This window comes from Phycisphaerales bacterium (assembly GCA_016716475.1).
In the GTDB taxonomy this organism is placed as follows: domain Bacteria; phylum Planctomycetota; class Phycisphaerae; order UBA1845; family Fen-1342; genus JADJWG01.
The window spans coordinates 1,760,645-1,781,846 of record JADJWG010000001.1 but is presented as its reverse complement, the minus strand read 5'-3'; the positions used below and the strand labels follow the sequence as shown (position 1 = coordinate 1,781,846).

General features: G+C 65.2%; 18 protein-coding genes. 13 read left to right on the top strand and 5 right to left on the bottom strand.

The features are described 5' to 3' along the window. Positions 1-4 precede the first annotated feature (4 nt). The 10 genes from IPM18_07285 to ruvB all read left to right on the top strand — a co-directional run bounded on the left by IPM18_07285 (position 5) and on the right by ruvB (position 12,963). Positions 5-1,372, top strand: a complete 1,368-nt coding sequence (locus IPM18_07285) for a quinol:cytochrome C oxidoreductase (protein ID MBK9119392.1) — start codon at positions 5-7, stop codon at positions 1,370-1,372. A gap of 274 nt (positions 1,373-1,646) precedes the next feature. Then, complete coding sequence (locus IPM18_07280; GenBank protein MBK9119391.1) at positions 1,647-2,078, top strand: hypothetical protein; 432 nt, start codon at positions 1,647-1,649, stop codon at positions 2,076-2,078. Positions 2,079-2,266: 188 nt separating this feature from the next. After that, positions 2,267-2,983: a TolC family protein gene (locus IPM18_07275; GenBank protein MBK9119390.1), complete on the top strand. Its 717-nt coding sequence runs from the start codon at positions 2,267-2,269 to the stop codon at positions 2,981-2,983. A gap of 20 nt (positions 2,984-3,003) precedes the next feature. Further along, positions 3,004-3,780, top strand: a complete 777-nt coding sequence (locus IPM18_07270) for a TolC family protein (protein MBK9119389.1) — start codon at positions 3,004-3,006, stop codon at positions 3,778-3,780. Continuing rightward, positions 3,777-5,204 (top strand): hypothetical protein, encoded by a 1,428-nt coding sequence (locus IPM18_07265; GenBank protein MBK9119388.1) that lies wholly within the window; start codon positions 3,777-3,779, stop codon positions 5,202-5,204. The genes IPM18_07270 and IPM18_07265 overlap by 4 nt, the downstream gene beginning before the upstream one ends. A 17-nt stretch (positions 5,205-5,221) precedes the next feature. Then, positions 5,222-8,422, top strand: a complete 3,201-nt coding sequence (locus tag IPM18_07260) for an efflux RND transporter permease subunit (GenBank protein MBK9119387.1) — start codon at positions 5,222-5,224, stop codon at positions 8,420-8,422. 23 nt (positions 8,423-8,445) lie between these two features. Then, positions 8,446-8,967, top strand: coding sequence for a hypothetical protein (locus tag IPM18_07255; GenBank protein MBK9119386.1), 522 nt, complete (start codon positions 8,446-8,448; stop codon positions 8,965-8,967). 774 nt (positions 8,968-9,741) lie between these two features. After that, the gene (locus tag IPM18_07250) at positions 9,742-11,034 is read left to right on the top strand and encodes a hypothetical protein (protein ID MBK9119385.1); all 1,293 of its coding nucleotides are present in this window, start codon (positions 9,742-9,744) and stop codon (positions 11,032-11,034) included. Between the two features lie 9 nt (positions 11,035-11,043). Next, a complete protein-coding gene (locus IPM18_07245; GenBank protein MBK9119384.1) occupies positions 11,044-11,853 on the top strand; it encodes an SDR family NAD(P)-dependent oxidoreductase in 810 nt (269 codons plus the stop codon). 54 nt (positions 11,854-11,907) lie between these two features. Continuing rightward, positions 11,908-12,963 (top strand): Holliday junction branch migration DNA helicase RuvB, encoded by a 1,056-nt coding sequence (ruvB, locus tag IPM18_07240; GenBank protein MBK9119383.1) that lies wholly within the window; start codon positions 11,908-11,910, stop codon positions 12,961-12,963. Between the two features lie 18 nt (positions 12,964-12,981). Here the strand turns inward: ruvB and IPM18_07235 are convergent, their stop codons facing one another. From IPM18_07235 to IPM18_07220, 4 genes are all read right to left on the bottom strand, one after another. Beyond that, entirely contained in the window at positions 12,982-14,796 is a 1,815-nt protein-coding gene (locus tag IPM18_07235) for a hypothetical protein (GenBank protein ID MBK9119382.1), read from the bottom strand. 187 nt (positions 14,797-14,983) lie between these two features. Continuing rightward, positions 14,984-15,781: a biotin--[acetyl-CoA-carboxylase] ligase gene (locus IPM18_07230; GenBank protein ID MBK9119381.1), complete on the bottom strand. Its 798-nt coding sequence runs from the start codon at positions 15,779-15,781 to the stop codon at positions 14,984-14,986. Between the two features lie 2 nt (positions 15,782-15,783). After that, a complete protein-coding gene (locus IPM18_07225) occupies positions 15,784-16,656 on the bottom strand; it encodes a PhnD/SsuA/transferrin family substrate-binding protein (GenBank protein ID MBK9119380.1) in 873 nt (290 codons plus the stop codon). Positions 16,657-16,791: 135 nt separating this feature from the next. Further along, positions 16,792-17,778: a hypothetical protein gene (locus IPM18_07220; protein ID MBK9119379.1), complete on the bottom strand. Its 987-nt coding sequence runs from the start codon at positions 17,776-17,778 to the stop codon at positions 16,792-16,794. Between the two features lie 482 nt (positions 17,779-18,260). Between IPM18_07220 and IPM18_07215 the strand changes: the two genes are divergently transcribed. Continuing rightward, a complete protein-coding gene (locus IPM18_07215; protein ID MBK9119378.1) occupies positions 18,261-18,722 on the top strand; it encodes a (deoxy)nucleoside triphosphate pyrophosphohydrolase in 462 nt (153 codons plus the stop codon). A gap of 212 nt (positions 18,723-18,934) precedes the next feature. Then, positions 18,935-19,456 (top strand): DinB family protein, encoded by a 522-nt coding sequence (locus tag IPM18_07210; protein ID MBK9119377.1) that lies wholly within the window; start codon positions 18,935-18,937, stop codon positions 19,454-19,456. A gap of 74 nt (positions 19,457-19,530) precedes the next feature. On the opposite strand, the gene IPM18_07205 is transcribed toward IPM18_07210, so the two are convergent. Next, positions 19,531-20,529, bottom strand: coding sequence for a hypothetical protein (locus tag IPM18_07205; GenBank protein MBK9119376.1), 999 nt, complete (start codon positions 20,527-20,529; stop codon positions 19,531-19,533). Positions 20,530-20,859: 330 nt separating this feature from the next. Here IPM18_07205 and IPM18_07200 point away from each other — a divergent pair, with 330 nt between their 5' ends. After that, positions 20,860-21,072, top strand: coding sequence for a small basic protein (locus IPM18_07200; protein ID MBK9119375.1), 213 nt, complete (start codon positions 20,860-20,862; stop codon positions 21,070-21,072). Positions 21,073-21,202 lie beyond the last annotated feature (130 nt).

The following is a 21,202-nucleotide window of genomic DNA, read 5'->3' as shown; positions in this document are numbered from 1 at the left end:
CCCGATGGATCACACCACGCAGGGTGACCGGTCTCTCGCTTCGCTGCCGCCCGCCGCACCGCCTGGCCGCCGCACTGTGTTCGCGCTCATGCTGCTTGGTGCCGCGGGGTTCACGGCCGCCGGCCTGCACGCCGCGTTTGTCTCCGACCCCTGGCCGCGCGTCATGATGGCCTACCTCGTCGCCTTCGCGTTCGTCCTCAGTCTGTCATTGGGCGGGCTCTTCTTCGTCATCATGCAGCACCTGACGCGCGCCGGATGGTCTGTGTTGATCCGCCGCCCCGCCGAGATCCTGGCGGCGAATGTCGTAACCGTCGGTATTCTGTTTATCCCGATCGCGGTCTCCGTGCTGCGTGGTGGAGGCGAAATTTACCCCTGGGCACAACCCGACTCCACCGCCATCGTCCACGACCACACACCCATACCACTTCTTGCTGACGACAGCGGAGGCCACGCGGAGATTGATCCGGCCCAGACGGCCAACACGGCTGCCGCACCGGGATACGAACATCGCCAGCTCGACGCCTTCACGCTCAAGAAGCGCCCGTGGCTGAACACGCCGTTCTTCCTGTTGCGCTGGGCGCTGCTGCTGGCGGTGTGGAGCTGGCTGGGACTGCGCTACTACCGCGACTCGCTGCGGCAGGACGCAACCGGCGACATCGCGATCACCCAGCGCATGGAGCGGTCCGCCGGTGGCGGCGCTCTGCTCCTCGGTCTCACGCTCATGGTCGGCGCCTTCGACTTGCTGATGTCCCTCAACCCCCACTGGTACAGCACCATTTATGGCGTCTACTACTTCGCTGGCGCCGCCGTCGGCACCCTCGCCACTCTCGTACTGGCCGTCTTCCTGCTCCAGCGCCGCGGCCTGCTCCCGCCCGCCATCGGTACCGAGCACTACCTCGACCTCGGCCGGCTGCTGTTCGCCTTCCTGTTCTTCTGGGGCTACATCGCCTTCAGCCAATACCTGCTGCTGTGGTACGCCCATATCCCCGAGATGGTCGGCTGGCTCCGCATCCGCGGCGCGAGCACCGTTCCCGCAGACTTCGGCCCCTGGACCGTCGTCCTCCTGGTCCTGCTGCTGGGCCACTTCCTGATCCCCTTCCTCGGCCTCATGACACGGCATACCAAGCGCCGGCCGGCAGTGCTTGCCTGCTGGGCACTGTGGCTGCTGGCGATGCACTACCTCGACATCGTCTGGCTGGTGATGCCCGAACTCGGTCCGACACTCAAGCTCGGCGTGATCGAGCTCGGCCTGCTACTCACCGTCGGCAGCATCTATTTCCTCGGCGCCCTTTTGCTGACTGCCGGGCACCGGCTCGTACCGATTGGTGATCCGCGGCTGCCACAATCCATCCAGCACGAACCCGCATACTGATTGTGAAATGCTGCGTTAACATCATTGAAACTCGAGATCGGTGAGTTACCGATGCTCCCCATGAATCACCCCCATGCCAGAGTGTGGATTGCGCCCCCGAGGGGCCGACTGGTCAAGGTGGCCCGAGAGCGGTTGCGCGGCACCTGTTCACGACCCGCCGAGCACGCTCCGTACACATCCGGCAGAATTTCGTCGACACCTACAGGTTGGGCGACTATTCTCTCCACACTTCGGGTCGCGCTTCGTCCTGGCCGCCCTGGCGGTGTGAGCGGATATGCGGATCACAGAGCGCGTGATTCATACCTTGGTCGTGGGGCTGGTGCTCGCGGTCTGCTCGCATTGGTTGTGTTTCACCCACGGTCATGCGGACGATGGGCATGGCCACCTGCACCTGCATATCGGCTTCTGGCACTCCCACGCCCACGTGCCATGCCCCGGCAGTTCCACGGATTGGCGCGAGCAGCCGTTGCCTTGCGATCAGCATGCCTGCTGCGTGGCATATGGCGGCCACACCCATGTGATCTTTGCTCCCCCGCCGCGTGAATCGCGCCGGTCCACCGTCGGCCCGCAACCGGCATTCGGATTCGCGTTGACTTTGGCGGCGAGTCCGACGGATGGACACTGCACCGCGCTTGAACGACCACCTCGGGTAGCGCCTCACCACGACTCCTGCCCACTCCTCCGGACGATCGTGCTGTTGATCTAATCGACGGGTAGCAAACCCGTTGTGTCGTCGCTGCGCGGTGACAGATCTATTGGCACACGTTTCCGGAGTTTCACAACTTGCACATCATGGCTTGGCCTGCTGCGCGCGCCGCGCGGTCGCTGCGACCCCGGGCGGCAAGATCTATCCCCTTATTCCCGAGCCGACGGCGGTTGGCGCCCGGTACTGGGGTGCTGACGACTCTGGTGCTTGTCGGCCTGACCGGTGGTTGTGTTTCGCTCGATACCGGGCCTGACATTCAACGCTCAGCGGCAGAAGTCGAGCGCGCGGTTGGGATACCGGCGGAATTCCTCCTGCACGACGTGGCGACTGCGGCTGAAACTACCGAGGAGCTGCTCGCCGACGGTTTGACTGATGGCGAGGCCGTCCAGGTTGCCCTGCTCAACAACCCGAACGTGCGCGCGGCGATGCTGTCGATCGGCGTCTCCCGCGCGGAATTCGTCCAGTCAGCGTTGTACTCCAATCCGACTTTGTTCCTGTCGCTGCGGTTCCCCGACAGTGGCGGCTTACCTGATTTCGAAGTGAACCTGGCGCAGAACATTGCCGAGTTGTGGTTGGTACCCGCACGCCAGGAAGCCGCCCAGCGGGATCTCGACCGGGTGGTGCTTGAAGCTGCACGCTCGACGGCGTTAGTCGTCCTCGACGTGCGGCAGGCCTACGTGCGGGCTGCTCTGGCACCACTGCGGGTCGAATTGGCAGCGGACGGGGTCGAAAGCGCGACCCAACTGGTGGAAATCGCCGAGCTGCGTCAGCAGGCCGGATCCGGGTCGGAGGTGGACCTGAACCTGGCACGGGCCACGAAGCTGCAGGCGGTGGCGGACCTGCGGAACGCGCGGCTCGCTGCGGTGGAAGCCAACGCGGCGCGCTGTGTGAACTGCTCGGCCTAACCCGGGATCCCGCCGGACTGGTGCTCGCTGATGTTCTGAAAGTCCCCGCCGCGTGGGATGTACCTGCGGAGCGGCTGCAAGCGATCGCGCACTCGGCACGGCTCGACTTGCGCATGATGGAAGATTCCGTCGCAATGGCCGAAGCGCTGGCCAAGCTCGAACGCGTTCGCTTCCTACGATCCGTAGAGGTCGGTTTCGCGTTCGAACTGGCGGAACGACGCTCCCGCGGCGACCGGAAATGGCTGGCCGAAGCGTTCTTCGACTCGCTGCAATCAGGGGCTCCGACGCCGCCCAACTTCCTGCCGCGTGAACCGCAGGGCATCGACACGTTGGCCGGGCCGACGCTGTCGGTGGAGTTGCCGCTCTGGGACCAGAACCAGGCACAGATCGCCAAAGCGGATTACCTGCTCGAGCAGGCCCGGCAGCGTCGTGATGCGTTGCGGGTGACCGCGGCACAGGACATTTACGCGTCTCTGGCGCGCGTCCGGACAGCGACGGAGAATGCCGAGTTCTATCGCCGGGAGTTCGTTCCGACCGCCGAGCGCAACGTAGCACTCGCTCAGGAGGGCTACCGCATCGGTCGCGTGGCATTCCTGTCGTTGCTGGAGGCGCAGCGGGCCTACCTGGCGACGCGGGCGAGCGAGCTCGATGCGTTACAAGCCGCCGCCCTGGCCGAAATAGAACTAGAACGCGTCACGGGACGACCGGCGGACGTGTTGCGCAACACGGCGCGAACGACGGTTGAATCCACTGAAGAATTGACACCTGGTTCGAGGACCGAGGAGTGTGCCTCATGAGCCGCATCCTACTGCTCTCGTTACTCATCACTGCGTTCCCACTGGGTGGCTGCCGCAATTCACCCGACGCCGATCCGGAACATGCCCGCGCCGCAGCGGATAGCCCGACGGCTTCGACCAACCGCGTGGAGATTCCTCCGACCGTGCGCAGCAACCTGGGCATCACCTTCGCCCCGGTCGAAGTGCGGGATGTCGCCCGCACCATCCGGGTGCCGGGCAGTTTCGAACTGTCGCCCGAGGCGCGGCGTGAGTACCGCACCATGGCGAGCGGCCGGATCGAGCTGCATGTCGCACAATACGAGGAGGTGGAGCCCGGGCAGGCGATTTACACGCTCGACTCGCCGGATTGGCGGGAGTTGCAGCAGCGGCTCAATGAGACTGAACTGCAGTTGGAGCAGGCGCGCGCAACCGCCGACGCCATGGGCCCGTTGCTCACCGCACACCAGCAGCATCACGCCGAGCTTGAGCAGTCAGTGGCCATATGGACCGAGCGCGTCACGCAGCTCGAAGCGAGCCGCGCAACCGGCGTGGTGACCGACGAGGACTTCGCCCAGGCCCGCGCCACGCTGGCGGCTACGCGGGCGGCGCTGGCGGAGGCCCTGGAGAAAACCGCCGAGCTGAAGCTGCGCGCCGCGCAGAACCGCACAGAACTCAATGCACAGCAGGAGCGGCTCGATTTATCGTTGGCCAATGCGAGCTCCCTGCTCGCGCTGCCCGTCGAGACGCTGACGGAGATCGATCCCCAATCGCCGCAGGGGCACCCGATTTGGCGTGGCATCCGTCGCGTGGCGGTGCGGGCCGAGGACGTCGGCGTGGTGGAGCTGCTGGCGCTGACCAACGGCGCCTGGGCCGATCCGCGTGCGCTGGTACTCACCACCGTGCAACCCGCTCGGCTGCGCTTCCGAGCCCTGGGCCTCCAGGCGGATTTACCGAAGCTCATCAACGGCGGCAGCGCCCAGATCACGCCACCGCGCATGCCGGACCTGCGAATCAATGACAGCGTGACGGCCGACCTGCAACTTGGCCTGGAGGCCAACCCGGATAACCGCACCTTCACGCTCATCGCCCGCCCGGCGGAGCTGCGTCCCTGGATGCGGCCGGGCGTGTCGGCTTTCCTGGAGGTCATGGCCGAGAGCTCCGGCGGAAAGGCACTGGCGATTCCACGTTCGGCGATCGTGAAGGACGGGATCACGCATGTGTTCTTCCGCCGCGATCCCCAGAACCCCAACCAGGCAATCCGCGTCGAGGCGGACATGGGTGTGGATGACGGCCGCTGGGTTGTGATCCACAGTGGCCTGATGCGCGGTGACGAGGTCGTGCTCGATGGCGCGTATGAGCTGAAACTGGCAACGACTCAGAGTGGGGCCACCCTGAAAGGCGGCCACTTCCACGCGGACGGCACGTTCCATGGCGAAAATCACTAGCAAAGGAGGGGCTGGACATGCTGAAGAAGCTGATCAGCTTCTCGATTGACCACGCTTTACTGGTGTTGTCGCTCGGTGCCATGTTGCTCGTGTTGGCCGCCTATCAGTTGCCGCAGACGCCGGTCGATGTATTCCCCGAGCTGAATGCGCCCACCGTCGTGGTCATGACCGAAGCGCCCGGCCTCGCAGCAGATGAAGTAGAGCAGTACGTCACTTTCCGCATCGAGACCGCCGTCAACGGCATTCCCGGCGTACGCCGCGTGCGTTCGTCCAGCGCGATCGGGCTGTCGATCGCCTATGTCGAGTTTGAATGGGGCACGGAAATCTACCGCGCCCGGCAACTGGTCTCCGAGCGTTTGGACGCGGCGCGGGAGGACCTGCCGCCCAGCGCACACGCCGAGATGACACCAATAACCTCCATCACCGGCGAAATCATGTTGCTGGCCGTGTCGGCGCCCGAGGGAAACGTCAGCGACCTTGAACTGCGGGCCTACGCCGAGTTCGACCTGCGCAACAAGTTGCTGGCGATCCCGGGCATCGCGCAAGTCACGGTCATGGGCGGCGAGTTGCCGGAGTACCAGGTGCTCGTCGAGCAGGAAAAACTGCGGCTGTATGACCTGACGATCGCCGACGTCACGGATGCCGCGCGCGAGTCGCACAGCACGCTGAGCGCCGGCTACCTCGCGGATGTCGACTCGCTGGAGATGCCGATCCGCCAGAGCGGACGTGTCCGCAGCGTTGCTGACATCGCGGGGACGGTGATCAAGTATCAAAACGGTGCGCCGGTCACGATCGGTCAAATCGCGGAAGTACGGCTGGGACCTGCGCTGAAGCGTGGTGCGGGCGCGGATGCCGGCCGGCCGGCAGTCGTCATGACGGTGCAGAAGACGCCCGGCACCAATACCTTGAAGGTCACCGAGCGCGTGGATGCGATGCTCGACGCGCTACAACCCAGCCTGCCCGCGGGGATCCGGGTCAATCGGCAGATATTCCGCCAGGCCGACTTCATCAGACTCTCAGTGAACAACGTCGTGCATGCGTTGCGTGACGCCGGTCTCATTGTGACGGTCATTCTCATCCTGTTCCTGCTGAATGTCCGTTCAACGATCATTACGCTGACCGCGATTCCGCTGTCGTTGGCCGTGGGTCTACTCACGCTCAACGGCCTGGGCATGACCATCAACGTCATGACACTGGGCGGCTTCGCCGTCGCGATCGGCAGTCTGGTCGATGATGCCATCATCGACGTGGAGAACGTCTTTCGCCGCTTGAAGCTGAATGCCGCGCAACCCGAACACGCGCGGCGCTCCAAGCTGAAAGTCATCTTCGAGGCCAGCAACGAGATTCGGCCTGCCATGGTGTTCGCCACGATCATCATCGCGCTGGTGTTTCTGCCGCTGATGTTTCTCGAGGGGATCGAGGGCCGCTTTTTCCGACCCCTCGGGGTCGCATTCGTCGTATCGATCCTGGCATCACTGCTGGTGGCACTCACGATTACACCGGCCATGTGCCGCTATCTGCTGCACGCCAGGCCGAGCCAGCGGGAATCACAGGACGGCTTCCTCGTGCGCTGGCTGAAGGCCGCGTACGAGCCGACCGTGCGGATCGCATTGCGACGGCGCGGGGTGGTCCTCGGCGGCGCGGCGGCCGTGACCATCAGCACGCTTTGGCTCGGCTCGACATTCGGCACCTCGTTCCTGCCGGCGTTCAACGAGGGCACTTTCACCTTGTATCTGATGGGTCCGCCGGGGACTTCACTGTCCGCCAGCAATCGCCTGGCTCGATCCGTCGAGCGTCAATTGATGGAGATCGAGGGCGTCCGTAGCGTGACCCGCCGTACCGGTCGGGCGGAGCGCGACGAGCACGCGGAGCCGGTGAGCAACTCGGAAATCGAAGTCACCATCCAACCCGGCTACGAGAAGGAAGATGTGCAGGCCAGAATCACCGCGGTGCTCGCACGGATTCCCGGCATCACAACCAATGTAGGTCAGCCGATCGAGCACCGGCTGAGTCACATCCTGTCGGGTACACCTGCAGCCATCGCAATCAACGTGTACGGCGATGACCTCGATAAGCTCCGCGCGATCGCCAGAGAGATCGCGGCCGCGCTCAAGCCGCTGCCGGGCGCACGCGATGTCGCCGCGAACCGGGAGGTGCTGATCCAGTCGCTGCCGGTCGAGTATCGCCCGCGCGAACTCGCCGCCTACGGGCTGACACCCGCGTCGGCGGCCGCTCAGGTGCGCAGTGCAATCTTCGGGGTGGAAGTGGCTGAAGTCCACGAAGGTATCCGTCGTTACGCCCTTACCGTCCGGCTGGCGGAGCATGAACGCGACAGTGTGCGCGCTCTGCGGAACATCGTACTGCGTGGTCGCGGCGGTGCCTTCGTCCGCCTCGAAGAAGTGGCCGACATCGGCCCCGAGATGACTTCCAACCTTATCGCCCGGGAGAACGCCCAGCGCAAAGCGGTCGTCTCCCTGAACGTGGCCGAAGGGTATAACCTCGGACATCTTATCCAGCAGGTGCAGCAGCAGGTCGATCCGCTCGTCCAGCAGCACGGCTACACGGTCAAATACGGCGGACAGTTCGAGGCCCAGCAGTCGGCCAGCCGAACGATCTGGCTCTTCGGAGGACTCGTGGCCGTGGTGATGCTGATTCTGCTGAACCTGGCCATCGGCTCGTTCCCAGTCGCCCTGCTGGTGCTGGTCAACCTGCCGCTGGCACTGATCGGCGGCATTCTGGCGATTTTTGTGCGCGAGTCTCCCGATGTGCTCGGCAACACGCTGGCCTTGTTCGGCAGCGGTCACTACACCGCGCCGGTCATCTCGATCGCCAGTCTCGTCGGCTTCATCACGCTGTTCGGCATCGCCGTGCGCAACGGCATCCTGCTGGTCAACCACTACAAGCACCTGGTGGAACAGGAAGGTGCTACGCCGTACGAGGCGATCATCCGCGGCTCGCAGGAACGGCTGGTGCCGATTCTGATGACGGCGCTGACGGCGGCACTCGCGCTGGTCCCGATCGTCCTCAAGGGCGACAAGCCCGGCAATGAGATCCTGGCCCCGCTCTCGGTCGTCATTCTCGGCGGCCTGCTCTCGTCAACTTTTCTGAACCTGGTCGTCGTACCCGCCGGGTACGCGGCCATCCATCGCGTAGCCGCACCGGGCGGTGCGCGCGCAACTGAAACGGTCGGCCGAGCAACCGCGCCGACCACCCCCTGATGACTTGAATCGGAGACCCATTCATGCGACTGGTATTCACGACACTTGCGGTGCTGGTCGGTCTGTCTTTCGTCACTGCCTGCGAGCGCTCCCCTGAGCAAGGCACTGTGAAGCCCGCCGGCACGGCGCACACCGCTCACGATACGGACATGGCCACCGGCGACGAGCACGGCCAAGAACATGCCGGCGAGTTGAGCGAGAATCACGACCACGACCACGACGAGGTCTGGCTTGGCACCGTGACGATCGGCGACCTGCGCGTTGAACTGGCCCAGGGCCACGGCAAAGTCGAAGCCGGCAAGGAAGGTCACCTCGTTGTTAAGCTCCCCTACAACGACAACGGCGCGACCGTCGTCCGCGCGTGGATCGGCACCGAAGATCGCACCGTGTCACGTGTCGGGAAGGCGGAGTACGCCCCGTCACACGATGACTACGACGTGCATACCCTCGCCCCGGACCCCTTACCCGAGAACGCGCGGTGGTGGATCGAAATTGAGAAGCCGGACGGCATGAAGGTCGTCGGTTCCGCGCAGCTCCTCCAATAGCCCCGCGGCCGGAACCGCACTGACGTGGTTTCTCAGGCAGTTCGATTTCTGGCCCGCGCTGGCGCTCGCCGCGACTGCAACTTGCGTAGTGTACGGGCTTACACTCTGGTTGCTTCGTCTCGTGCGAATGCTGGAGCGCATGGGTTAGCACCAAGGTGGTGACGGCGCGCAGCCCTTGGCCCAGATCTCGGATTCGATGCCATTGAAAGTGATGCAGGAACCTGAATTCCCCGCAGTTTACGGGAATCATACCCCGACCCCAATTCGTATCCCAGCCGTCGCGAGAGATGGGCTGTGTTCGATCCCGGGCGGGCCGCGTGGACCCAGGGAGCCGGCGGCGGACATTTACCGGCGACAGCGCCCGCTGGTAAGCTGTGGCCGGTATGAGCCGCTCGACACCCGCCGTTGATTCTTTCTCCCCGCCCGCCGGCCGCGCGCGCCCGCTGAGTGATCTCCTGCTCGTGATGGCGATGATCGCGTTGCCGCTAATCGCGATGTCGCAATTCGTCGCCTTCTGGCGCACGGACGTAGTCGACGACCAGATGTTCGCGTACTTCGGCTGGCGGATCGCGAACGGCGCGACCGTGTACCTCGACGTGTGGGACAACAAGCCGCCAGGGATCTACTGGATCAATGCGCTGGGCATGTGGCTCAGCGGCGGGCACTACCTGGGCGTCACGGCCATGTGCACGCTCGCGCTGCTCGTGAGTCTGGCGGCGTTCTTCGTGGTGGCCGCCTCGGTCTACCACCGGGGCGGCGGCGCTCGCAACGGTCCTGGCCTCGTTCTTCATTACGCACGTGCGCTATACCGGAGGTACGAACCGCACCGAAGTCTTCGTCGTCGCCTGCGAGCTGGTCGCCCTGGCGTTCTATCTGCGCGGCTGGGCACAGGATCGCTGGTGGAAGTGGTACGCGGCGGGGCTCGCGGCGGGGCTCGGCTTCCTTTTCAAGCAGGTGGGGCTCGCGGCGTGGGGCTGTATGGGGCTGCACCTGCTCATCCTGATGGGGACGCGGGAACTGGGTCTGCTGGCCGGCGTGCGGCGCGGACTGCTGCTGGTGGCTGGCGCCGTGACGACGGTGGCCGTGGCGGCGGGTGTGCTGGCGGCGCAGGGAGCACTGGGGGAAGCGCTCTACGCAACCTTCGGCTTCAACCGCGCGTACTTTGCCACGGGCGACAGCCGCTTTCCGTACAACTTCGTCAACCTGGCGCTGCTGCGCAGCCAGATCGACGACGTGCTGCTGGCGCCACTGCTGATGGCGGCCGCGGCAACCCTGCATGCGTTCCTCTGGTGGCGCGCCCCGCAACATCGCCCGCCGGAAATCGAGACCCCGCTGCGGGCCCAGCGCCCAGTGTGTCCGCGGTACTTTCTGCTGTTCTTCCTGTGGGGTGTGGTCGCATTCTACGGCGCACTTCTCAGTCCGCACGGCTTCCGGCACTACCTCGTACCGTGGTTCCCGCCCCTGCTCCTGGTGGCCGGCTATCTCATCAACGTTCTGCGCACAGAAGTCAGTCTGCTGACACGCCTGCAGCAGCGCGCGTGGGTGGCGGTGGCGTTCGTGATCCTGGGCTACTTCTCCTATGGCGCGTTGTGGTGGCAGTACACCGATACGGCGCGGGTCTGGATGGAACGCGTCGAGCAGCGGGAAGTGGCCGAATGGGAGTACGTGGGCGCGGCCGTGGCGCGTCATACCCGCCCGGATGAGCGCGTCCAGATCTGGGGCTTCCTGCCGGGGGCCTACCTGACCGCGAAACGCGTGAATGCCAGTCGCTATTTCACGACCGAGAAGGTCGGACAGGTGGGCGCTGGGGCGCAGCACATCGTCGCCGAGATCGAGGCCACGCTGCGTGCCCATCCGCCGGCCCTGATCGTGCTGAGCAACGCCGAGCGCAACCGGATGATGGGCATCGCCCTGCCGCCGTCAGAGTTCACGATCTTCCCGTGGATCGAGACGCATTACACCCTGGCCGAGGAACTGCCGAGATTCGGCACCTACTACCTGTATCGGCGAATCGAATCACCGTCGGCTCATGGTGGCGCGCTTGTGCGGGGGTATGCCGGTCCCTAGACTCCCGCCATGGCACGCGAGCTTCGCGATCAGGTCATCGTGATCACCGGCGCCAGTAGCGGTATCGGTGCGGCCACCGCCGTGGCCTGCGCCCGCGCGGGCATGGACTGCGTACTCCACGGGCGCCAGACGGACCGCTTGGAACAGGTCGCCGCCGAGGTGCGCCGCTTCGGCCGCCGGGTCACGAGTCTCACCGGGGACGTCACCGAAGCGGGACTGAACGAGCGACTGCTCGACACGGCGGAACGTGAATTCGGGCACTTCGACGTGGTGTTCGCGAACGCTGGTTACGGATTCAAGAAGGCCTCACACGAATTGACGGACGCCGAACTGCGGCAGATTTTCGAAGTGAATTTCTTCGCGGCGACGCACCTGGTCTGCACGGCGGCGCGCCGGTTGATCCAGGCGGGGCGGCCGGGACACCTTCTTCAATGCAGCAGTGCGGTTGCCCGGCTCACGTTGCGGAACTTCGCCGCTTATTCGGCGACGAAGGCCGCGCAGCACCACTTCTGCCGGGCCATGCGGATGGAGCTGCGGTCGCAGCGGATCGAGGTCGCCTCGGTTCACCCCATCACAACCGCAACGAATTTTTTCAACCGCGCCGCACAGTACGGCCGCATGACCCCCGCGCCGGACACCGCGCCGCACGGGGATGCGCCGCGCTGGCTGGTGCAGCGTCCGGAGACCGTCGCGAACGCCGTGGTGCGGTGTCTTCGGCACCCTCGTCCGGAAGTCTGGACCAGCGGGGTGACCCGCTTGGCCGCCGCGCTGATGACGTACTTTCCACGTCTCATGGATGTGGTCGGCCAGCGCGTCTGACTGCGGCCTCCGTCTCCCGTTCCCACGCGCCTCCGCTCCGGCTATCCTGCGCCCATGGCGATCGAACGGTTCTTCACCAGCGGCCCTGCGGAGGATGAACGCTTCCTCACCTCGCTGCGGCCGCGTACCCTCGCAGAATGTGTCGGCCAGGAGGTTGTGCGTACACAGCTCAGCATCTCGCTGGCCGCCGCTCGCAAACGTGGCGAGCCGCTCGATCACGTGCTGCTCGACGGTCCCCCGGGATTGGGTAAGACCACGCTCGCCCACATCATTGCCGAGGAGATGGGTGCGACGATTCGGGTGACCAGCGGACCGGCGATCGCGCGGCAGGGGGACCTGATGATGCTGCTCACGCAGCTCGATCAGGGGGATGTGCTCTTCATCGACGAAATCCACCGACTCGCCAAGGTCGTCGAGGAGTTTCTGTATCCGGCGCTGGAGGACTTCCGCGTCGACTACACGACCGAAAGCGGCATTGGCGGACGAACGGTGAACTTCGCGCTCAAGCGATTCACGCTGGTCGGCGCCACCACGCGGGCCGGTATGCTGTCGGCCGCACTGCGCGACCGCTTCGGATTGCTTTTTCACCTGGATTTTTACAGCGAACCGGAACTCATCCGCATCCTCGCGCGCAGCGCCGCACTCCTGCGTATCCCGACGGATGAGCCCGCCCTGGAACGGCTTGCGGGGCGTTCGCGGGGTACGCCGCGCATTGCGAATCGACTGCTGCGGCGGGTACGGGACTACGCCGAGGTTCGGCATGATGGCACTCTGACCGTGCCCATCGTGGATGCGGCCCTCGACATCCTGCAGATCGATCGGCAGGGCCTCGACAACCTCGATCGCGGGTACCTGCGCGCCCTGATGGACCATTACGATGGCGGTCCGGCCGGTATCGAGGCCATTGCTGCGACCATGGGACACGAGCGCGACACGCTCGAAGACGTCGTCGAACCCTACCTCCTGCAGATCGGCTTCGTGATTCGCACTCCGCGAGGGCGGGTGGCCCGGCCACGGGCCTACGAACACGTCGGAAAGTCGCCGCCGCGCCGGCTGCCCGAGGATGAATCCCTGTTCGCGGAACCCGGCGGTGCTGGCGGGCCGCCGTAGCGCTGCCCAGCACCGGGCTCAACGATTGCGTTCCAGACTTTCGAGTTCCGTACGGGTACGCACCGGGTAGTAGTCCGCCTGCACCCCTGCGGCGCGCGGACTATCGGCGAGCCACGCCCCCACATCCGATCCGCACGCGAGCAGTCGCCAGGTACCGGCATCGGTTCGGAATTCCAGCACACCAACCGCCGCGTGCGCCACACCACCGCTGGCCCGCGCCGCCCACGCGGCCCGTGCAATCGGACCGCCGGGAAGATCGGCTTCCGAACTGTGACCCGGGTCGGCGACAAGCAGTCGCCCTCCCGGGAGCAGGGCGCGCTCGGCCCGGGCCACAACTCGGCGCGCTGCCCGCACAGATAGGGGCTCAGCACCCGGCACCAGTACGATGACGTCCCAGCGCCGAGCTTCCAGGTCCAGGTACCAGGCGCTGCGTGTTTTCGTCGAACCAGGGGCGACAGTCACCCACGCCACGCGGGCGCCGAGACCGTCGATCATGGCGCGCACCCCCGTCGGCACAATCATCTCACTCGCTTGTCCCGCACCCCACCCGCGGGCGCCACCAGCGGTGCGCTCCCATTCCCATGCTGCCACCGCCATCAGCCCCAGCACCGTCAGCACAGCCAGAAGTCCGGCACCACGAACAACTGGCAACAGTCCCCTCCGCAAACACAATCCCACGCCGGTCCAACCCACCAGGCCCAGACTCACCATGAGCAGCACCGAGGCGTGCGATTGCGCATCAGGCCACAGCATCGCACCGCATCCTGCGAGCAGCACGCCTCCACACACGGCCGCCGCGCGCGCGGCGTGTGAAGCTCCCGCGCGCCACATCGCGCGGTCCGCCTGACGGGCATGGCACACCAGCACGACACCCCCGGAGGCACCCACCACGGCCAGGGCACCGACCGCCGCTCCCGACCAGACCAACGCACCGGCAGCGGCACCAAGCAACCCAGGCATCCAGACGGCCAACCCCGCCCGAGACCATCCGCGCTGCAAAACCGTCCGTGCAAGCACGGCGCCACAGCCGAGGCCACCCATGCTTGCCGCGAGCATGGCCGCCATGGTAATTCGCTCGGTCACCCAGCAAGGGGCGGCATGGAGCACTGCCGCCGTGAGTACGTAGGCGGTTGCACCAAGCAGAATCCAGCGTGCCGTCCCGCGGTTCCGAGCTCTTGCGCCCAGCGGGACCACAGGGCCTCCGCTCATGGTTGCCAAGCCATGGACCGATCCTTCGGACCACCGTTGCCATGCCACGCCCGCTGCGGCCGCGAACACTGCCAGCAGCGCACCCACGCGCAGCAGTTCGTCACGCAGCGCCGTCGCACCCAGTCCCGCAGCCCACAATGCGCCCAAGAGAAGACCCGCCCAGAACAGCCCGATACGGGTGGAATCCTGCGTCCGTTGCCAACCGTGGATGGCCAGCACCGTACGTGCCCCGAGCGCTCCCACCAGCGAGAGTGTGAGCCATAGTGGAGCGGTCACAAGGGTAAGCAACATACCCCCAGGCAGGAGGAAGGCCGCCGTCAGTGCAGCACGCCAGTTTTCCAGTTGAGCGGCTACCAGTACGAGTACCGTCAATCCCAGTGCCGTCAGCGCCAAGAATGCACTGCCCAGCGCAGTGGCGAGTTCCATCTGTGTTCTGCCATCACCGACCGGGTTCCGGCGCCAGCGGGACAGCACTCCCAGCATCCGGTGTGGCAAGACCGTACCCCCAAGCGCTCCCACGGCAAGCGCCAGCAGCAGGCCCCCCAGTGCGCCACGCAACATTCCCGTTTGCAGCATGGCCTCGGTGAGCACCGTTTGCATCGCGAGCCCGATGCCCAATGTCAACAGGAAAGCAGCTCCCACAGGGTAGCACGAAGAAACAGTGCATCCTTGCCGCCCCCCCGTGACCGTACGCTCACCAATGGCCGACGACTGGCCGACTCCCTTGTGCTGCAGCGACAACTGGCTCGGTTCGCCCCGGTTCGCGCTCGATCGCCGAGCGCCCGTCGCATGCCGCTCGGCAGCGTGCGGCTTACCAGTCCCGCGTCGTCGTTTCCGCGGCAAACACGCGCCTCCCGCCCTCATCGAGCTCAACGATGAGGTGGCCCTCGTCGGTTACGTCCACGGCCGTGCCCGTGTACGTCCGGGCATCATGGTGCAGTGTAACACGCGCGCCTACATCGGGGCACCTCATGCGCCAGGCCCGCCAGAGCGCCACAGGGCCTTCCGATGTTTGAGACACCTCGGCGATCCAGGCATCGAGTCGAGCAAGCAGCGCCGCGGCGATGGGGCCGCGCTCCACGCGTTGCGTGCACTCCAATTCGAGTGACGTCGCTTTCGTAGCCAGATCTCCGGCAAAGTGCCCACGGTGCTGCAGGCAGTTGAGCCCGATCCCCAAAACGAGAGCTCGCTTCCTGCCAAGAGGGCGCGACTCTGCCAGCACCCCCCCCAGCTTGCGCCCGTCACATACCACGTCATTGGGCCAGCGAATCTGCGGCTCACATGTCGTCGCAGCCGTGACGGCTTCACAGGCCGCAACGGCGGCGAGCAGCGCTGCCGGGGTCAGTAGCGGAGAATCCGGCGGCTCGATCAGGAGTATGCTTACAAGTAAGGAGGAGCCGCGCGGTGCTTCCCATCGCCGTCCAAGTCGGCCGCGGCCGGCGGTTTGGTACTCTGCCGCGACCACCGCGCCGTCACCGACGCTCCCGGCCTCGGCCAGCAGGAACGCATTCGTGCTCGGCAGACTGTCATGGAGGTACACATGCTGCCCCACGCGCCGCAGCGGGCCCTTGGGAAGCAGATCCGATGGCTTCAGGGGGCGGTACGGCATCGTCAGTCGAGCGGCCCCGCTGTCGGAAGGTCATAATCGAGCAACTGGTCACAGGCCAGGAGCGCATCGACTTCCGGATCAACGAATCCGCCGATGGTCAGCGGATCGAAAATCTCCGGTCGCTCACGCCCAAACCGCAGCAGTGCCTGGCGCGCCAGCCGCCGTACCTCGCGCGGTACTTGCGCCGATACGAGCACGAGCCGGGGTGGCAAGGCGACGGTCCGTGCCACCACCAGCAACTGCTCCGGACGCGGCCCGGAACCGGGCGGCCCCGCCACGAAGCGCTCCCACTCGAGTTCATCGATGAAGCCCGCGATCACAGCACCTGTGGCAACTGCCCGCAGCACCTCGGTCGCGCGCGGCAGGTGGAGCAGTTCGGCCCCACGGACACCGACGGTACGTTCCTTCGCCAGGTCAACCGCCCGCACTCCGGCATCCGCCAGCAGCATGAGGGCGGCGTGATGCGTCAGTGCGTCACCTTCAGGGCCGAAGGCCACCCGGTGTCCCCTTACGGCCGACACAGTCGAGACGGGTCCACCCTGCGCTGCGACCAATACCGCGGCTCGGGAGGGGCGGCTTTGTTTGTCCACGGCCGTCACGAGCACATCCAGCGGTACATGCGGGTGCGACGAGCGCACGAGCTCGGCATACTGCACGGGCGTCAGCACGACAAAGTCGTACCAGGCCTCCTTCAGGCCGGCAAATACCTGTTGCGGATAGCATGCCTCGATCGCGAGAGGACGGTTCAAAGCCGCAGACAAAGCTTCCTGCAGGGGTATGTACTCATCGAACGGATTGTCGGCCTCAGCGGCCTCGGCCGTGCGGGACAGCACCAATGCCACATTCAGCGGCTCGGCTTCGCCCCGCAGGCGCATACCCTGACCGTCCGGTGAATGACAGCCCCCCCCTCCAACGCAACAAACACAGAGGGTGCTCCCCGCTAGCAGCACACCGGCCAACGACCCTGTGTATCTTCGCATCCAGCCACTCGCATCCGCGCGCTGCATGAATCATGCACGCTCGGCGTCCGCGTAGTCGAGCAATTCATCGCGTTCGAAGACCGGCCCGTCGCTGCACGCCAGGGCCCAGCGCCAACCGGCCGGGTGATGTTCGTCGCGCCGGCGCACCACGCACGAGAGGCAGGTACCGACGCCGCACCCCATCGGTCGTTCAATGCACAACTGGCACGCGAATCCCAGCGCGCGCGTCTGCTTTGCGACGGCGTGCAACATGCCCTCCGGACCGCATGCGCACACCAGCGTGCCGCTGGCGGTCGCGCCACGCAGGTCGTGCCAGCGTGCCAGGCCGGTGGTCACGCGCCCTTGCAGACCGATCGAGCCGTCGTCACTCGTGATGATCGTATCGTAAGGGGCTGCACCTGGCAGCATCACACAGGGGGTGGGGGTGCCATCCTCCGCCGGTGGGGTGACAAGGTGAACCGCGAGCAAATCGCGCGCAAGCGCACCGAGCACCAGGGTTACATCGCGGTGGCCAGCCGCCCAGAGCTGCCGCGCAAAATATAGCAGCGGCGGGATACCAACACCCCCACCGATCAGCAGGAGCGGAACATCCAGAGCGGGGATTCGAAACCCGCGTCCGAGCGGACCGGTGATGTTCAACTCGTCACCTTCCGCAAGTCGGTCGAGCCAGCGTGTGCCAACTCCGATCGCGCGCGAGATAATCACCAGGTGGGTGGCACCCGCCGCTGTATCCCACCGATCCGCGATGCTGAAAGGACGTCGAAGATAGGGTCGCACCTCCGACACATCCGCGTTATGGAGCGACGGAAAACCGTCTGCGAGCCACTCCTGCTCACATTCCTGCCCCGCGCTGTCCTCCTCACGACAAAGCAACTGGAGAAATTGTCCCGGCACGCTGGGTGGAAATTCCGGCAGGGCACACTCGATCCAGACATGCTCGCGGCAAATTGCCTCGCGACGTACAACTCGCGCTCCGCGCGCACACTGCGCCGTCCCGGCATTGGGAGTGGCCTGCATGGAATCCTTCACCTGCTCAGCGCCGCCGCTGCATTCTGTGAACGCGCTGCACACGCATGCCCACACCGCACTCCACGACGCCGTGCGATCCTAAAAAAACTTCCGGGACCGAACCCGAAGGCCGGTCCCGGAAGCGCGCCACGGCTAGAACAGCCGCAAAATCGTGTCCGTTTCGGGGGGGCCTCATGGGCCGCCGACTCCCGGGACTATAACACATCGCCTACCCCCTGTCTACAAAAACCAGCGGGCGGCTCCCCGCCCACTCAATTATGCGTAACATGTTTTTAATAAAAGAGATACACATTCGTCGATTCTTGCCGATCCAGCCCGAAACAGGGTTCGTGAGCGTTCCCGTTTTCCCTCGATAATTCGTGTTTTTCCCCTCTTCACAACCGGCCGGGTATCCACAAACAGCCGCGACCCAGCCACGCACCTTCAGGCGCCGTTGCGCTGCGCATACAACTTGCCGGTGTGCATCGCTCTTGGCGACCACACGAATGTTCGCAATCATGCTCGGCACCATGGCCGACGGCAGGTACCAAGCCGGTCCCAAGTTCGTGCACCAAGTCGCACTCGCGCTGGTCCATCGTGATGACCTCTGGCTCGTCGCGAAACGACATGCCCATGCCCACCTGGGTGGCCTGTGGGAGTTTCCTGGTGGCAAGTTGCACCCCGGGGAGTCGCCCGAGGAGTGTGCCGTTCGTGAACTGGTGGAAGAATGCGGCGTGGTGGCAACCGTCGAACACACTCTGCCCACAGTCGTCTGCGAATATAACGACCGCATCGTCCACCTCGTCCCTGTCATTTGTCGCTGGGTGCGGGGCGAGGCCCAGCCGCTCGCTAGCGACGCTTGCCTGTGGGTGACGCGGGATCAACTCCTCCGGCTCGACATGCCGGCTGTGAATGCGGGCATCATTCATACTGCAATGGACGATTCCAGGTAGAGTACCCCGCATTCCAAGATTCCCGGATGCGGCGCACTATCAATTTCACCCCTCAGTCTCGCTATTACGCCGCTTCCGGCTGGTACTTCAACTCCCCGATTCCGACAGACAACCAGGAGCACAACACCGGGGTCGGACATGCCAGAAGTTATGACGCTCCTATGATCCGGACACCGTACGGGCTGGTCAGAGCCCGAGGAAGGAGTGCGCCGATGTCTCAACTGGGTGCCATGATCGTCGCCCCGGCTCGCCTGGGAATCCGCTACGCGGAACGCCTGCTTGTCGGGATCAGCCCGCAGAGCGCCGCCCGCTACCCGCGCCCCGGCGGAGAAACCATCGTCACGAACCACGCGTCGTTTGTACTGGGGCATTTGGCCCTCTATCCCGGCAAGTTGCTGGCGTTAATGGGTCAACCGGCGGGGGACGCCGCTTGCCCCGCGGAGTGGGTGGCACTGTTCGAAGCCGGGGCCGAGTGCCAGGATGATGCCGCGGGCACGGTATATCCGGGGCTCGCGACCCTGCGGGAGAAGTTCTTTGCCGGTTATCACGCAGCATTTGCGGCGGTGGCCGCGGCGCCTGATGAGCTCCTGCTGCGACCGCATCCCGACGAGGCCCGACACGAGAATTTTCCGACGCTCGGCGCAACGGCCGGTTTCTACCTGGGGGGCCACGTCATGACACATCTGGGTCAGCTCAGCGCCTGGCGCCGGGCCATGGGGCTGCCCGCGGCGTAAACCACTACCCACTGCCGCCCACAGCCGCGCTCCAGCGCGGCTGTGGGCCGGCGATCCGGTGCGCGATCCTCGGCTTACGGACAAGTGCTGCTGCACTGGGGCGGGGGATTCTTGAGCAGCGAGATGAACGGCGAAATGTCGGCGAAATTCACGGTACCGTCGCCATTCGCGTCGCTGTTGCGATAGGGACCCAGGCCCGCGGCCAGGTCGCAGGTCCAGTTGGTGGCACTGCCGGCCTTGATGGCCGCAATGAAAGGTGAGATGTCGGCGAAGTTCACGAGCGTGTCACCGTTCGAGTCGCCCGGGCAACTCGTGACCGGGCGCGCGATGAAGGTGGCCGCCGAAAACGTGCCGCTGCCGGTGAACGGGGACGGCAGCGTACCGAGCAGCGCGCCGGTGCCGACATCGTAGACGTAGAAGAACGCCTGGACGTTGTTGGGACCGTCGGTCACGTAATAGGCGATGCGGTTGTAGACGGCGAGGCCGTCTATATCGGTTTCGCCTGCGGGGTAGGGTGCCAGAAAGGTCGTCGTTTGGGCGGCGATGTCGAGCTCGTAGAGCCCGCGGACCTCCCCGGCGGGGGCGGTATCACTCAGCCCGTACAATTTGCCAGTGGCGACATCGTGTTCGAGCCCCCCGAAGTCAAAGGACGAACTGTACTGATAGACCAATGTGGCTTGCAAGGTGGCCGGATCGATCTCGTAGACCGCTTCGGTCGCGATGTTCCGCGTGCCGTAGAGTTTACCGTTGTAAAAGGAAAGTGCGACGAAGTTGATCGTGCCGGCACCGTAGGACATCGTGCCCAGGTTGGTGGGTGTCAGGGGTGTTCCAAAGGGCGAACTGAACAGCACCGAGCCGTTGTTCCAATACAACGTGTTCGTGGTGCCGTCATACGCCATGCCCCAAGGCTTCGCGCTGCTGTCACTGGCGGAATAGAGCGGCGTGGCGACCCCCGTGATAACGTTGACCTCATAAATGGTGGCAACGCCCGATTGGTCATTACCGACAACCAGTTGCGCCTGCGCCACGGAACACAGGGCGCACAGGATCCATGCCAGTGCGAGGGTTCTCATCTGTTCTCCTCCAAATCAGTCAACCCGAACCGAGCCCGAAGATGTGCGGCGCCGTCGCTTGCGCGCGACTGGCCCGAGCGCCGTTGGACGGAACGGGGCGAAACTGTCGAGCAGACGCGGCTGGGCCCGCGGTTCGGCCGTTGCGACCGAATGAACTGCGACCGTCGGACGCCCGCGCCACCAGCGTACAATGACGGCGTTTGCGCAAGCAAGACAAGTTTTGTCCAGGCAATCTCGTGCGCGGTTGCGGGGAGCGTTGCCGAAGCCGTTGCGTTGGGCAACGGCTGGGGCTATGCTACCCAATCTGTAAACCCCCCGGGAGGCCCGGTAATGTCAGTGGATCGTTCGCTACGTTTGAAAAGCAATCTGGAGCGTCACCGCAACGTGCTGAGTCGCGCGGAGCGGGTCGAGCGTCTCAAGGCGCTTGAGGTCTGGGATGAGAATGGCGACAGCCCGCTTGGGTTGCCGAAAGTCGGCCATCGCAAGCCGAAGGCCGGCGCCAAGAAGAAGGCCAAGGCCGAAACGGAAGAAGTCAAGAAGTAGGTTCACCGAAGGTCGGCGCCGCACGGTGTACCACCCGTGGGTGGTGCTGCGCGGGCGCCGGTCGGCAACGCGCGGGCCGGAAAAATCCAGCGCAGCGCGAACTCGGCCCCGCACCCAGCCGTATCAGGCA

Coding starts and splice junctions, on each gene's coding strand:
- IPM18_07285 (MBK9119392.1), top strand. CDS start 5: ATGGATCACACCACGCAGGGTGACCGGTCTCTCGCTTCGCTGCCGCCC.
- IPM18_07280 (MBK9119391.1), top strand. CDS start 1,647: ATGCGGATCACAGAGCGCGTGATTCATACCTTGGTCGTGGGGCTGGTG.
- IPM18_07265 (MBK9119388.1), top strand. CDS start 3,777: ATGAGCCGCATCCTACTGCTCTCGTTACTCATCACTGCGTTCCCACTG.
- IPM18_07260 (MBK9119387.1), top strand. CDS start 5,222: ATGCTGAAGAAGCTGATCAGCTTCTCGATTGACCACGCTTTACTGGTG.
- IPM18_07255 (MBK9119386.1), top strand. CDS start 8,446: ATGCGACTGGTATTCACGACACTTGCGGTGCTGGTCGGTCTGTCTTTC.
- IPM18_07245 (MBK9119384.1), top strand. CDS start 11,044: ATGGCACGCGAGCTTCGCGATCAGGTCATCGTGATCACCGGCGCCAGT.
- ruvB (MBK9119383.1), top strand. CDS start 11,908: ATGGCGATCGAACGGTTCTTCACCAGCGGCCCTGCGGAGGATGAACGC.
- IPM18_07230 (MBK9119381.1), bottom strand. CDS start 15,781: ATGCCGTACCGCCCCCTGAAGCCATCGGATCTGCTTCCCAAGGGCCCG.
- IPM18_07225 (MBK9119380.1), bottom strand. CDS start 16,656: ATGCGCCTGCGGGGCGAAGCCGAGCCGCTGAATGTGGCATTGGTGCTG.
- IPM18_07220 (MBK9119379.1), bottom strand. CDS start 17,778: ATGCAGGCCACTCCCAATGCCGGGACGGCGCAGTGTGCGCGCGGAGCG.
- IPM18_07210 (MBK9119377.1), top strand. CDS start 18,935: ATGTCTCAACTGGGTGCCATGATCGTCGCCCCGGCTCGCCTGGGAATC.
- IPM18_07205 (MBK9119376.1), bottom strand. CDS start 20,529: ATGAGAACCCTCGCACTGGCATGGATCCTGTGCGCCCTGTGTTCCGTG.
- IPM18_07200 (MBK9119375.1), top strand. CDS start 20,860: ATGTCAGTGGATCGTTCGCTACGTTTGAAAAGCAATCTGGAGCGTCAC.